Source organism: Haloplanus sp. CK5-1 (assembly GCF_037201915.1).
Lineage (GTDB): Archaea > Halobacteriota > Halobacteria > Halobacteriales > Haloferacaceae > Haloplanus > Haloplanus salilacus.
The window spans coordinates 2,361,243-2,375,403 of record NZ_CP147505.1; the positions used below are offsets into that span (position 1 = coordinate 2,361,243).

General features: G+C 56.0%; 12 protein-coding genes. 8 read left to right on the forward strand and 4 right to left on the reverse strand.

Going from position 1 to position 14,161, the window contains the following annotated elements:
- Positions 1-5: 5 nt before the first annotated feature.
- Positions 6-1,070 (reverse strand): peptidase, encoded by a 1,065-nt coding sequence (locus NBT81_RS12520; protein ID WP_338739024.1) that lies wholly within the window; start codon positions 1,068-1,070, stop codon positions 6-8.
- Between the two features lie 296 nt (positions 1,071-1,366).
- Positions 1,367-1,960 carry a hypothetical protein gene (locus NBT81_RS12525; protein ID WP_338739025.1) on the reverse strand — a complete coding sequence of 198 codons (594 nt, stop codon included), beginning with the start codon at positions 1,958-1,960 and terminating at the stop codon, positions 1,367-1,369.
- A gap of 469 nt (positions 1,961-2,429) precedes the next feature.
- Between NBT81_RS12525 and NBT81_RS12530 the strand changes: the two genes are divergently transcribed.
- Positions 2,430-2,612: a hypothetical protein gene (locus tag NBT81_RS12530; RefSeq protein WP_338739026.1), complete on the forward strand. Its 183-nt coding sequence runs from the start codon at positions 2,430-2,432 to the stop codon at positions 2,610-2,612.
- Positions 2,613-2,776: 164 nt separating this feature from the next.
- Positions 2,777-3,283: a hypothetical protein gene (locus NBT81_RS12535; RefSeq protein WP_338739027.1), complete on the forward strand. Its 507-nt coding sequence runs from the start codon at positions 2,777-2,779 to the stop codon at positions 3,281-3,283.
- Between the two features lie 91 nt (positions 3,284-3,374).
- Here NBT81_RS12535 and NBT81_RS12540 read toward each other — a convergent pair whose 3' ends face one another.
- Positions 3,375-3,995, reverse strand: a complete 621-nt coding sequence (locus tag NBT81_RS12540) for an IS5 family transposase (protein WP_338739028.1) — start codon at positions 3,993-3,995, stop codon at positions 3,375-3,377.
- 752 nt (positions 3,996-4,747) lie between these two features.
- On the opposite strand from NBT81_RS12540, the gene NBT81_RS12545 reads away from it, so the two are divergent.
- The 4 genes from NBT81_RS12545 (at position 4,748) to NBT81_RS12560 (ending at position 9,051) form a co-directional block, all read left to right on the forward strand.
- On the forward strand, positions 4,748-6,136 hold the full coding sequence (locus tag NBT81_RS12545) for an erythromycin esterase family protein (protein WP_338739029.1): 1,389 nt from the start codon (positions 4,748-4,750) through the stop codon (positions 6,134-6,136).
- 65 nt (positions 6,137-6,201) lie between these two features.
- The gene (locus NBT81_RS12550; protein ID WP_338739030.1) at positions 6,202-6,753 is read left to right on the forward strand and encodes a TlpA disulfide reductase family protein; all 552 of its coding nucleotides are present in this window, start codon (positions 6,202-6,204) and stop codon (positions 6,751-6,753) included.
- A complete protein-coding gene (locus NBT81_RS12555; RefSeq protein WP_338739031.1) occupies positions 6,753-7,487 on the forward strand; it encodes a cytochrome c biogenesis CcdA family protein in 735 nt (244 codons plus the stop codon). Before NBT81_RS12550 ends, NBT81_RS12555 begins: the two co-directional genes overlap by 1 nt.
- Before the next feature lie 748 nt (positions 7,488-8,235).
- On the forward strand, positions 8,236-9,051 hold the full coding sequence (locus tag NBT81_RS12560; protein WP_338739032.1) for an alpha/beta hydrolase: 816 nt from the start codon (positions 8,236-8,238) through the stop codon (positions 9,049-9,051).
- Positions 9,052-9,511: 460 nt separating this feature from the next.
- Here the strand turns inward: NBT81_RS12560 and NBT81_RS12565 are convergent, their stop codons facing one another.
- Positions 9,512-10,150, reverse strand: a complete 639-nt coding sequence (locus tag NBT81_RS12565; RefSeq protein ID WP_338739033.1) for an IS6 family transposase — start codon at positions 10,148-10,150, stop codon at positions 9,512-9,514.
- 581 nt (positions 10,151-10,731) lie between these two features.
- On the opposite strand from NBT81_RS12565, the gene NBT81_RS12570 reads away from it, so the two are divergent.
- Together NBT81_RS12570 and NBT81_RS12575 are read left to right on the forward strand one after the other, a co-directional pair.
- Entirely contained in the window at positions 10,732-12,498 is a 1,767-nt protein-coding gene (locus NBT81_RS12570) for a histidine kinase N-terminal 7TM domain-containing protein (protein ID WP_338739034.1), read from the forward strand.
- A complete protein-coding gene (locus NBT81_RS12575; protein WP_338739036.1) occupies positions 12,495-14,123 on the forward strand; it encodes a PAS domain-containing sensor histidine kinase in 1,629 nt (542 codons plus the stop codon). Before NBT81_RS12570 ends, NBT81_RS12575 begins: the two co-directional genes overlap by 4 nt.
- Positions 14,124-14,161: the final 38 nt, after the last annotated feature.

The window sequence follows — 14,161 nt, forward strand, 5'->3', positions numbered from 1 at the left end:
TTGATTTAGCGGCCTACCTCGCTGCTGTATGGCGATTCAACACAGCCTTCGATCGCGTGAAAATCGGCATATCGAGTGAGAGCGTCAGAGAGCGCGGCTGTATCTACCTGCTCAGCGGCGTACTCATCGGCTGCCCGAATCTGTCGCCGAGACAGCCAGAATCCGATGAGTACCACGCCGATCGAAAACCCAAGTAACGGCCAACGTGGCCCGACGCCGATCAGAGACGCGATGAGGGCGATGCCGGCGACGACCACAGTGCTCACCCTGATTTCGAAAACGTGCATTTCGAGCCGTCCTGCCTCGATCGCCAGGAGTGTAGCTGCAGTCTCATCGTCGAAGACGTCCAGAAACGTGCTCGTGAGGAACAGGCGGCGATAGTTCGGTGGTCCACGGACCAGAGAGTTGGCTGTTTCTTCGTCGTCTGTGTCGAGTATTCGGATGTCCCTAACGTCGAGGCAGGCTCGAGAACAGAGCGTCGCAATTCGGTTCGTAACCTCATCGGTCGGTTCCTGTGTCGATCGGAGCAGGGGAATGAGCCACGGGGAGGTATAGAGGAAGATAACGGCGATAGCCGCGAGTCCCATTACCAGAACAAGGGGCGAGGTTTCAGGCGGGAATACTTCGAGCGGTGCGATGACCACCGCAAGGGTGGCGCTCAAGCCGATTACGTATCGACTCATCTTCCAGAGCGCCGCGCTCGATGACAGTTCCACATCGCGCACGTCGCGGACGCCTCGTACCGTGGGTGCGTAGATCGCGAGCCAGACGATACCCGTAGCGAGGAAGCTACTGAAATTGGCGAGGAGGCGGCTGAGGAAATGCGGCATAGCTGGAAGAAGGGCAACGATTGCCGCACCGACCCCAAGGACAGCTAAAATGCCGTAGGACAGTAACGTGAATGGAAAGAGTACGGCACCATACAGCAAGCGGTACTTTGCGACGGGGTTCGAGAGACGACGGACGACAGCACTCCCCACTGCTCCGACAACCCCCCCGACGAGAACGAGAGCGACGAGTGCAGCGACTGGGGGGCCAAGTGAAGATGACGTGGTCTGGAGGGCAAGCATACAGATGTGTTCCTGAAACGAGCCCAAAATTGTGTCGAAGAACGAAGTAGTGATCGTGTTTGTATACTCGATACTTGCTGCGCTTAATAGTTCTGCGACCGGTCTGGTTGATCTTCTCGTGTACCGTCAATACGTCGCGGACACCGGTTCGGGGACATCCGGGACCGACCGGCATCCGGACCTCGTCCGCCCCTTCTTCTGATGCTGGTGGTGTTTGTCGTCTCCACATTCAACTACGCGCTGGTTACGTTCTGCTGCAGGAACTCGTTACCGATCATTGTGTAATCTGATCTGATTCAATTATCTTGGATAGCATCAATAACGACTGTCCCTGCCAAGATCAGATCTATTGGGACCGAACTGTTGTCATTAATCGTAATATCATATTGATCACGAATTGCGAAATCGCTCTCAATAGTACCAACGGAATTGTCTTCTACATCAGCGATCTCAAACCTGTGGGCAATAAATTGTCCCACGGGCAGGAGCTTTCGACCCACCGTGATGAGTCCCCCACGCGACATGATCTTGGCGATGAGGGATCCGTCTTCTGCGTCGCGGATTCGCCAGGTGTCCTGTAAAAGTGAGAGGTCATTGTCCAAGACGACGAGATCTTCTCCGGTATGAGTATCTGTCAGAACATAGTTGCCAGCGATATCCAACGTGCCCTTTGCCTCTACAGAAGCCAACTTGTTGCCCTCCTGATCAACGAAGGGGAATGTGTCCTTCCCCTCGTACATATTGTAGGTGCAGCGGAAGATTGTATCGCCAGCCACATTCCGGGCTTCGTACTCGGGTCGAAGGTTCTCGTCTCGTCCCGTCTGCTCAACAGCATACTGGGAGCCAGACAGGCCAAGCTCGGTGATCTCGTATTGCTGTGGTGTTCCCATCTTAGCAGTTTTATCGAGACGACAGATAAATTCAGTACATCTCCACGATTCAAAGTGTTGCCGCTCAGCTCGTCTCTGTTGTCTCTGAGAAAAGTCTGAAGCATACGCATACCGTGTCATAAAATCCATGATGAGTACCGTACTTGCTGGCTGAAGAATCACGTAATTCGATGACCGATTCTGACAGGTCCAGACGGCTGGGAGGCCGACGACGGTATGAACACCTACGACGAATGGTTGGGTCAGGAATCCGCACCCAGCGACGGACTGTCCACCCACATGTGTCCATACGTGGAGATAGAACCGAAACCGCCTCAGCACGATTATGCCGGAGTCACCCAGCGAGTCCTATGCGGCCTCCTCGACATCTGTATCGACGGCAGGCACCCACCTGTTATCACAGCGTCGAGAGGCCCTCGCCTGAACGGCGTTGCACCATATTTTCACACGGCCTGCGCAATACATTCAGATGAAGAACAACGCGATAGCGGCCATTCTGTTTACTATTACGGGAGTCGTCGGACTTGTCTACTTCGTGGTAGCCGACGGCACACTCGAGAGCAATCTGTTCAAAGGACTCACCGCACTTTCGTTCATACTCGTGGGTCGGTTGATATATTCGGGAGGCCTTGTTGAAACCCTCAATCGGTAATATGATTCAGCGGCCGTGCTGAATACAGAGAATACAGTCAGCACGGGAACTGCGTTATTTTCTCCAAATAACTCCTGAATCAGCCGATAGAATGCGCTTGCGGACTGACCGCCCCGAAACTGTAGTCCACAAAACAAAAATACGTGGCCCCGGATGTTTGGCGTATGCAATTTGATATCGGTGATAAAATTCGTGATGGACTCGGCCGATCAAAGGAATCGAACGACTCCGGGACATCATTTACCGATGTAGACCGGCCGGAAGACGTGACTGTTGAGCGTGTCAGGTCGGATCTCACGGATGCTATAGCGAGCGGAGACCTCGCCGTTGAGGATACCGAATTCAAAGATGAGTCGGCTCTTCTTGGAGCCGTCGAACCGATAATCCGGGACTACTGTGAGTACCACAACTTGATCGCCTCGGCGAACGAGATCCAAACGGCAATGGGGACTGATACCGATGACACGGACTCAGCTACGATCAATGAGCTGGAGACTGACGAGGCCGTCCGAGCGATCAATCGACACACTCCAAAGGTCGTGTCGGTGCTGGAAGGATTCGGAGAGACTGAACCATTCGCCTGGACGACCAGTTACGTCAACCAATACCCCTATTTCGGTTGTCTCGTCGAATACGTCTTTGCGTACAGCGAACTCGAAGATCAAGAGTAGTTCGAGTACTCGAGTGTTGGCTCGAAATCTACAGCTTGTTGGACCTCAGTATGGGCCGACGACCGATCTACCCCTCTACTGTATTGACCTCTCAGAGTGATCGGTCTACATTATGAATGGGACAGGCGATGGTGAGTTCACGGAACTGCTTCCACCATCGTCGTGAGCGAACGAACGCGCCGTGCTTCCGCTTGAGCGTTGAGTTGACTGTCTCAGATTGACTCCGTTGCCCGTAGAGATCAGTGTCTGGGCGTGCGTTCCATGTCCGGTGGAGTGACGTGAACTCACGATGCTTAATCAGTGGCCGAACCTCGTGTTGACGTGCAAGTCGTCTGATCTTCTGGTCGTCGTAGCCCTTGTCACCGAGTAGAATGTCAATATCCTCGGGGTTGCGCTTGATCGACAACGGAGCAATCTGGCTATCGTGTTTTCGTGTCGTCGTCACGTGTAAATCGAGGATTGCGTTCACCTTCGCATCGACCAATAGCGTCATTTTGAGTTGCTGAATCGTGAGTTCAGCGCGTTTCGTATAGTGTTTCGAAGCGTGACTACGGTCGAATCCTGACGCATCAACACCAACAACTCCGCTTGTCGGAAGTAGCACCGCTGAGAGAGTCAATATAACACGCCACACAGCCATATCAAGCCGGTCGAACGCCTTACTATTATAAGTCCAGCTGGTTGCTTGCGGTCGCCAGTTCGCGCTGTCCACCGAATTCTCTGTGAGTAGCGATTCTCAGGAGCGGTATACGTATGCCAACTGTGCTATGACACCCTACTGTAAGCTAACATTCGAAAGAACTCGTCTACCGAGCGTTCTCGACAGAAGCAGCCAAACTCTATTGATATACCAAATCGAATGACAGCAAGAGAGTTTCAAATAAGCCCAAAGAGCAAAAATTTGAGCCGGTATATTATTGTGATCACCGAATTGAATTCCTGTATGGTTGGGTCTGCAACTCTTATTATTGTAATTACGATCACCGTTGCGATGGTGCTGACCCTAGCTATGCTGCTACGGTTGTTTAAAGACGCTGAGGGCTTGTGACCGGCAGTTCAATTGTATTGGCCGCTCCAGCCTAATCGAATTTGCAGCTAATTTCGTGCGAGATACACGTTCTGTATGCGGTATGCCCACCGGAATTCTGCTGAACTTCTTGAACGTCATTCACCCCGCCGACAGAGATGCCGTCACGGACAAGAGAGCACGCACATTCCCCAAACAGAACGGTTGGGTGAAATTTGTTAAATAGATGACGAAGTACGGAGTCACTATAATCAATGTTTTACTCTACAGCAGTATTTTGCTGCCCTCTGTTCAAGGATTTGATGTAGTGATCTGCCAGTATCGACCTCCCCGTGTCGGGTGTCGTCTACGGACCAGTGTGACGACGCCGATCAGTCGTATCAGAGTACGGAACTAACTAGATCTTCCGCTAGCTAATCGGCTACCAAAATAAGACCATGACAGCGCAGACCAACATCTCGCGTCGACAAGTCGCCAAGGCGGCTGGCCTTGCAAGTATTAACGCGCTCGCTGGTTGTACAATCAACGATAATGGCGGTCCGGAGAACGTAACACCCACATCGATGCCCTCGGACAAAACACGGACCAGCGCTGACAGGACGGATTCTCTCATTAATGCGATCGAGCACGTAGCAGTCACGTTCGAACTGAGTGGATCATCAGACCAACTCGATACTGTCGCTACGCAACTTGCGCAGTCATCGATCATCGGTATCGGCGAGAATTCGCATGGTATTGCTGCGTTCAAGCAAATTCCCTCGTTCCTGGTCCAACGCCTCGTTAGGGACCACGGGTACCGGTTAGTGGCGCTTGAGGGGACGCTCGGCGACTTTTCCTCCGTCAATCAGTATATCCACGGTGATTCGGATGATCTTGACGCGGCGATATCTTCGCTCGAATTCTACTTCTGGCGGACGGGAGCTATCAAACAGCTGTTCGAGTGGCTCCGTAAGTTCAACAGGGGCCGTCCCGACGCGGATGGGGTGGAAGTTCGAGGATACGACGCTCAGTTTCACGATATAAATGCCGGAGCGATTCAGTCGTACCTTGATCGTGTTGATCCGGAGTATTTGGCCGAAATCAACGCTTCCCTAGATCCACTCACCCATCCGCTCTACGAACGGTCGGATGCCTCCTTCATGACGGAGTCACACGTCACTCTTATCGATAATCTGCGGACGCGTTTCCAGAATCGGAAGTCGAAATACATCAACGAGAGTTCGGAATCGGAATGGCAACTCGTAAGACGGCACATCTGGACGCTTGAGCGAGGGTTACAGTTCCTGAAAGAGTCGTCTGCCGAAAATTACACGCGCGGAAAGCGGATCCGTGATGAGGCGATGGCTGAGAACGTCTCGTGGCTGCGTGACTGGACGGATTCGGACCGCGTCGTGGTGATGGGAAACTCGAACCACACCATGCGTGGCGGCGGTGGGCAACATGCCACTCGAATGGGCGAGCACTTGACCGATGAATTCGGGACGGAGTATTACTCACTGGGTATGCTGTTTGGCAGCGGAGAATTTTCCGCGCCAGCTCACCAACGAGGTGACTTCACGACCTACGAAATCGGCTCGACTGTCGACGACACGCTCGAGTCGACGCTCGTCTCAGTTTCGCAGCCGCCGTTTTTCCTCGATTTCGAGAGGGTACGTGATCGACCCCAACTGAGTGCCTGGTTAGATAACACGGCAAAAACCCAGTTCACGGTTCCTCGTACCGCTGATCGTGGTGCTATAGGATTACCAGAGCCACCTGGAGAGCTGTTCGATGGAATCGTGTTCGTACGTGATGCGACTCCTGCAGCCATCATGTCTCAGTCATGAATATTCAACAGCTCCTCACGGACGGCCGTAGCGGTGGGTCGAGACCGTCCGATAATCTCCCGTCCATGCGGCGTCGCGGTCTGCTTGGATCCATCGGAACGGTTATCAGTACGACTGTCGCCGGGTGTTCAGGTGGATACGCAGCCGACGAACCACCTACTGCTACGCCAACGACGCCGACGGAGCGATCACTGGCCCTTCCATCGGTCGTCACGCGGGGTGACTTGCCTGACGGCCGTGTCGAACTCCGTCCAGAGAGGTCGGTGACCCTTTTGAACTTCTTCGCTACGTGGTGTAAACCCTGTCAGGAGGAGATGCCAGACTTCCGGCGTCTCCGCGCGGAGTATGATCCGGACTCACTACATATGGTATCCATTACACCCGAAGTTGACGAGACACTCATCCGGGAGTTCTGGGAGAAATACGGTGGGACTTGGCCGGTCGTGAAGGATCCGTCATTGAAAGCGACCGAAAAGTGGGACGCGAACAGCTATCCGACAAACCTTCTGTTCGATCGTAACGGGAATCCGACTGAGGGAGACTCACCCGAGATTAGAGCCAGGGAGTTCAGTGAACTAAAATCGCTGATCGATCCACTGATCGAGGAGTCGAAATGATGGTTGACCTCGGCTCAATTGCTCTGTTAACCTTGGCGTTCTCAGCGGGGGCTGCAACCTTCTTCGCTCCATGTGCGTTTCCGCTCCTCCCTGGCTATCTTTCGTATTTTTTGAGCGACAGCATCTCCGCAGTCGCCAACACCGGTCGAACGACTGACAGCGGAGTCGTCGAGCGTAGTCGGCGTCCGCTCGGACGGGCTGCCTTGGTGAGTGTTGCTGCGTGTCTCGGCATGACACTCGTCTACGTCGGACTCGCGGGGACGACGATTGCGCTGGGGGCGCAGGCGCTCACGGATATCGCGGTTCTCGAGTTAGTCGTTGGTTCAGTGTTTATCGTCGCGGGAGGGATGATGGCTGCTGGCTGGACCGTCGAGCGATCGCTCATTCAGTTGCCCGAGCGGCGTCGGTCTATCGGCGGCTTCTTTGCCTTCGGAGCCCTGTACGCTGGAGCCGCTGCGGGTTGTACAGCACCGTTGTTCATCGCGATCGTCGTGAGGGGAATCGCGGCGGGGCCAGCGCTCGGAGTCGGACTGGCCGTCTCCTATGCGTTCGGCATGAGTGCAGTGTTGGTCGTGCTGACAGTGCTATCGGCGCTCGGTGGGTCGTCGATTGCTTCGACAGTGAGCCAGTATACCCGGAAGATATATCGTCTTGCTGGAATCCTGCTTGTTCTGTCGGGCGGTGCCGAGATTTATTATTACTTGTATGGATTTCCGGAGGTGATCCTCCGATGAATCCACAGCCGGCCCTCTCGCTACTCGTCGTTGGGTTGCTGCTCACCGCCGGGTGTGCTACATCGCCGGCACCGGCGTCACCACCAAGAATCTCGGGCGGAGAGGTGATTGATGCGACTAGCCTGGTACAGTCGCACACGGACGCTCTTGAGGACGGTACGTTTACCGTTCGATCGACGACAACTATGCGTGGCGTCGAACGTGAGTTTCGGGTGACGACCAACCGAACGTGGCGGGTGGATCCAACTGGCCCGGTTCGTGGGTCGGTGGTGCGGACGACCACGACGGAGGGGGACGTACCCGATCGATATACTCGGACACCCGACAGAGTGGATACCTGGCGGAATGGGACGACCACCGTTCAGCGTGTTCGGAGGGAGAACGGATATCGGCACCAGCGCATAGATCTATTTAATTCGTCAGTCAAGCTGAATCCCGCTCTTCAGCGAAAGAACATCTATCGGCTCACAACCCGGTCGAACGCAACTGTCGAGCGAATCTCTCGGGATGGAAGCCCGTTTTACCGAATTTCGGCGAAGTTGAACGAAACCCGTGTGACGACCAACGCCTCGATGACGTTGCTTGTAGACCCGGACGGGGTCGTTCACGAGATACGGACTGCCCAGACGGTCCGCTATAGATCCGGTCCACGGCGGATTACTGAGCGGATCCGTATCGTTGCCGTTGGTACGACAGGCGTCGACCGGCCCAACTGGGTTAGAAACGCTACCGAGCAGTATTCTCATCGATGAATCGAACCGAATCGTATTCGTCTAATATTCACACGCTCACTGACGGCCGAACGCTCGCCTACACCTGCAGTGGGGCCTCCGATGGAACTCCCGTCGTCGTCCACCACGGAACCCCTGGGTCTCGGTTATTCGCAGGACCCCTCTCGGACGTTGCAGCTACCGAAGGAGTCCGACTCATCACTCCGGACCGTCCGGGATACGGTCGATCCTCGACGCCACCCAGCGACTGGACGTGGTGGGACTGGCAGAGTGATCTGACGGAGCTTCTCGACTCGATGTCGATCGACCGGGCCGCACTGCTGGGCTTCTCCGGGGGTGGCCCCTTCGCGATTGCCGCCGCGACCAGCGAGTGGGCGAGTCGTCTCGGACTCGTCAGTACTGTGATCCCGCCAGCTGAGACCGGACTTGCAACACTCTCGAAGGTCCCGTTCGCAGTACGTCTGCTCTTTTGGGTATCAAGCGTGATCGCGACCGTTGCAGGACCCGAGACCGTCGTCCAACAGTATACCGATCGGACAGTATCGGCTACGATTGCGCAGGCGGTCGCCGAGGACTTCGATGAGGCGCTTCGACAGGACACACGGGCTGTCGCGCGTGAGTGTCGGGCGTTCGCGGCCAATACTCTCGATTCCAAGCGAGTGTCCATTCCCGTCCACGCTTGGCACGGCACCGAGGATGCGAATACGCCACTCGCGCCCGTACAGGCATTCATGAACTCCACTGGTGGACCGCTGGAGATCACCGAAGCCGACCATCTCGGGACGTTACTCGATCACAGAGAGGACACGTTCAGGTGGCTGGATTCCGGATAGTCATCGTTCGATTGCCGAACAGGATTGTACCGATTGAGTGGGAATTTGTCGGATCTAAAGATGTGCTACCGATTAGCTGTATTCGAACCTGTATATGATCATTCGAGGGATACGGAGTGCATACTATCGACGGTCGCGGGAATCTTTCATCGTGAGCGTCGATGGTGACCGGGGCTATGGAGGGGTGACAGAGAGTAACAAGAACTGAATTGTTCCAATATATCCCTCCGCTGCGTCTGTAGCTCATTTAGGGATTTGAGCGCCGATTACTGTCTCTGTATCCCGACCTCACCGCTGGTCCGAGGGAATGAGTTGGAGAAAATACCACACGTTCTTCGTCGACTATAGAAGATGTAATCAGCATAGGATTACTGACAACACTCCAATAAGTCACTTAGACACCGCTGAGTAGGGACTGATGCGGATCGGCTACTCAGTCGAGCGTCTACTCGTGGTCGCGTTAACTTTGGCGTGAGTTGTGCCGGACGGCGAGGGCTTTGAGCCACGATTCTGCTGTCTGCGGTTCGACATGACTGAAACTAGTTGCGAACGATGAGGTTCGTTGTTCTATCTCCCAAAAGACACGTTCGATGGCATTCCGATTCCCGTGTGAAATCATCTGGAATCGGTACCCATCTTCGTCGAGGACGTTCACTAGATAATCGGCGTCATCGACGAGAAATTCGACGCCATCTAGCCGATATTGCCGATGCAGCTCGGTCAGAAACCATCGCGTCGTCTGTTTCGTCGTCGCTGGAAACAGCCTGAACTGCAGGATTTCGTTTGTTTGGGGATCGACGGCACCGTACAGCCAGTAGTCGTCGCCGTTGATGCGGATCACTTTCTCGTCGACCGCAAGTTGATCCGCACTCACCGTCGACATCGGCTGTAGATCGGCCTTGTGCACCCAGTTGTGAACCGCGACGTGACTACGTTTGACTCCCAACTCATCGAGAAACTGACTGGCATCCCTTGTTGACATACCGGCGAGATGACACCGGATGCCCACTTGAATCGCCCACTCGGGAGTCCGCTTTCGCTCCACAAACGACAAGTCGATCCACTCGATACATCCGTTGAGGCGGTCGAATTCTGCCATAAGCACTCAGAACTCGTCCGCCTCATCCTCTAACTTAACGCGACCGCGACGACCGCCCCGAGCGTTATGTTCTCCGGGGACCGCCACACTTCGAGCGCGGTGAACGGGATCTCGCACGTCGGACACGATAACTGATTCATCTCCTGTCGTGTCAATATGTGTTGTGCCGTTCCAAGCGTTCTGTCTAACTTCAGTCAGTGAAGCCGCCACGAACTGCCATTCGTCTATACGCTCATTGTTCAGGAACAGATGTCGGGAAGACGGACTGTATTGCGGACTGTCGTACAGATACTCCTCGGAAGCTTCGTCGTGTTCCTGACCGTCCCGACCGGAATCGGTCCGGTCGCTGGTTGCTGGCTCGCAAGCCGCGAAACCCAGCGCTATCGTCGTAGGTCCCCTTATGAATCCCTTAAGCCGGCGTGCTGGGGGGGCATTGCCTTGGACGGCAGTGACGTTTCTTTGAGAGGGACGGGTTCGGATACAATCACCCGAAAATCGCACCTCATTTGCGGCCGACGCCCGACCACCGATGATGCGTCCGAAATTATATCCACGACCTATCACAACCAATCGGTAGCTGTATGTCACCCTACGGGACCTCTCTCTCTCACTCACTGCTTGGCGCCGCCACTTTGTTGATCGCAGCTGCGCTCACCCGATCGGCGTGGAATCGACGAAGCAGGCCCGGAGCCAGAGCGCTAGCTACTGTCGGGGGTTTGCTCACGCTCGGTAGTATCGTTTTCATAATTATGTTCGTCTACCCGGCACGGTATCAGGGACTTTGGATCGTAGCGTTGTACAACACCTCCGGTTTCGTCGCCGTTTTCGCGTTCCTGTTCGCTATTAGGTTTACCGGGCGTGGCCAGTGGCTCACGCGGCCGGTTCGAACTCTCTTGATATCGCTGCCAGTTACGTTGCTGATAGTAAGTTTCCTCCCGTTCGAACTGGGTATCGAGACGACATCGCAGGCGGGTATCCTCACTCAGCGCGTAATCGGACTCATCTCTGGAGTGCTCACTCCGCTGTACGCTATCGCCGCAGCCATCCTTCTCTGGGCGGCAATCTCTCGAGACGCCGTGCCGTATGGACAGGGGCTCTTACCGGCTGGGTCACTTCTCGTGTTGGCTCTGGCCCCGATCCTGTCGTCGGTATTTGCCTACTCGGAACGGATCTTTCCTGTCGTCCTGCTCCTTGCAGGCGGGGGGCTCTTGGCCACGCTGCACTGGTACCGGCCGCTAGAACAGCTTCCGGTTGCCCGGCCGGTAGTCCAGAGTCGTATCGTCGATGAGTTGTCGGAACCGGTCGTGGCGATCGACCGTAAGGACAGGGTTGTCGATCTCAACACTGCCGCCGAAGACACGTTCGGCTGCGAGCAGGCGGCCGTGGTCGGACGGCCTGTCAAACGTATCTTCGACGATGCGGTGCTGGCACACGAGGAGCGACAACTGATTCGAGTGAGTGATGGAGTCTTGACCGTCGTTCCGGAGGCTGTTGACGACACCGACGGCATTCCCCTCGGCACGGTACTGCTGTTCAGAGACACGACCGACCAGCGGCTCCGCGAGCGGCAAACGCGCATGCTGACCGACCTCCTCTCCGAAGTGATCGGCGTCCAGCTCAACGAAATCGCAAGGCTCGCATCGTCGGTTGAAGGACAGGATAGTTGTAACACACCCGGAGTCGCGCTGAGCGACGCGCGGACCGACCCCGAGGATGTGGGCGAACGAATCCGGACACGTAGCGACCTCCTGCTCACAGTCGGGAAGCGTGCAAGAGAGATAGAACAAGCGCTCGCCGGGACCTCCTTGGGAGAATCAAGCGAGCTGCTAACGGGAATTCGGACCGCCGCGGCGCGCAGTTCGATACAGGCAGACGAGAACACCATCCAAGCGACCGGAGAGTCGTACACCGTCGCAGTCCCACAGCCGCTCTTGATTTCGGGGTTCGCGGCCGTTTTCGACGCTGTCACGATCCGGAACCGTTCGGTGACCATCTCGTTCGAGGCCGACATCGGAGGGCGGGGCGCAAACAACGGATCGATCGTTGGCTCCGAGTCGAGAACCGGATCCGATACGGACGGATCGAATCGACAGCCGGGTCCACGACTAGCCGTTATGAGAGCCGACGGTCACGGGTACGACGGAGTCGTATACGTCGATATACGAACGGACTCCCGTGACGAGGACGCCGATCCGGTGGCAGAACCCACCGCGGAGCATCCCGCAGCGAAGCTGCTCTCGTTGATTGCCATCGATGCTGGCGGGAGCGTGGGTGTCGACGGAACCGCTTGGGAGCATCTCCGCTTGGCGCTTCCCGTACGCAAGACCCGGTTTGAGGGTGAGCGGTGATCGACCCGCTCGTCATCGCCGATGTCCTGCTCGTCGTGTCCCTGGTCACAGCCGGAATCACGGCCGTCGCCCGTCGACCGGAACTCGGGACGACCGGTCTCGGTATCACTGCCGGGTGTCTCGCCGTGGTCGCCGTCCTTGACGTGGCCGTCCGTCTGAGGGTCGCTGACATCGAGACGCTGTTCAGCGGTGTGAGAGTCGCTCTGTTTGGGGCGTCGATAGCCTGGTTGTGGTTCGCAGTCGGACACACCGGTCGCGGTCCAGAACTCACGCGCAGGCGACTTTTCCGTGGCACCGGGACGGCTGTCGCCCTCGTGTTCGCGACGCAACTACCGGTGTCAGTGATCCAGGACGTCTCGATGGCCATCATCAATATCTCAGCAACGTACGGGAGCGTCGCCGGAACCTTTCTGCTCTCACAGGCGACACTCAAGCGCAAATTGGTCCCCCTGTGGCAAGGCGTTCTGCTTCCAATCAGCGGTAGCAGTCTCGTTATGATCGGGTTCGTCGTGTCACTCACACCCCTGCAAAACAGTGTCGTCCAGAATCTCATCTTGGCCACCGTCCTCGGCTCTGGAGTGCCATTAGCGGCGAGCGTGTTCACCGAAGCAGCCGAAGACACCACGAAACAGGCACGGTTGGCCCGCGGCGTGGTTCTCGAAGAAGTTTCGGAAGCCGTGGTCGTAACGGACACGCGCGGAAATATTATTTATACGAACGAAACCGCGAGTCAGGTGTTTCTCGGGACACAGTCTCGAGACGCCTTCGGACGCGATTTCGAGTCACTCATCGGGGTTGGGCCCGATGAACTCCGCGATGCTCCCGTTGACCGTGAGCTGACTACCGAAATCGGGCGCCGGTGGTTCGAGGTGACACACAGCCCGATGACGGAACGGAACGGTGACCGAACCGGAGACATCTACATCTTCCGTGACGTTACAGCGCGGCGGAGCAACCAGCAACGGAGAAACGTCCTCGTGAGGCTCTTGCGTCACAATCTCCGTAACAAAGTAGACGTGATCCGTGCCCACGCGGAACTCCTTGATGACCAGCCGGAACGCGGTAAACAGATCGCAAATTCCGCCAGAGAGCTCGCGACGGTGAGCGAAACCGTCACCGAGATGGACCAACTCCTCTCTCAGGAGCACATCGACCGGAAACGGATCGAAATAGGAGAACTCATCCGGAAGGTAGGAGAACAGGTCGCCGACGATTTCGGAGGGACCGTGACCGTCAACGCGGAGCCGGTAACGCTGTACACCAGTCGTGAGGCTGTCCGGACCGTTGTGGCCGAACTTATCAGCAACGGCATGAAACACGCCGAGATGGATGAGCCACCTGTTCGCATCTCAATTCGTGCATCCGCCGAACACGCTGTGGTTACGATCGAAGACGAGGGACCAGGCATCCCTGAACAGGAGTACGCGGTGCTTGGGTCTGTCGAACAGTCACAGCTCCGTCATGGGCGGGGACTGGGCATCTGGATGGTGCAGTGGATCGTCACCCGACTCGGTGGTACGCTCTCGTTCGACGCCGACAGCTCCGGAACCGTTGTAACTGTTCAACTTCCACGCGGTGAGGGCAAACGTGACGCTCGATATAGCCCTCATCACACGCAAGATTGATACCCGACGGTTGGGTCGGCATATTAGTTCATGATCGC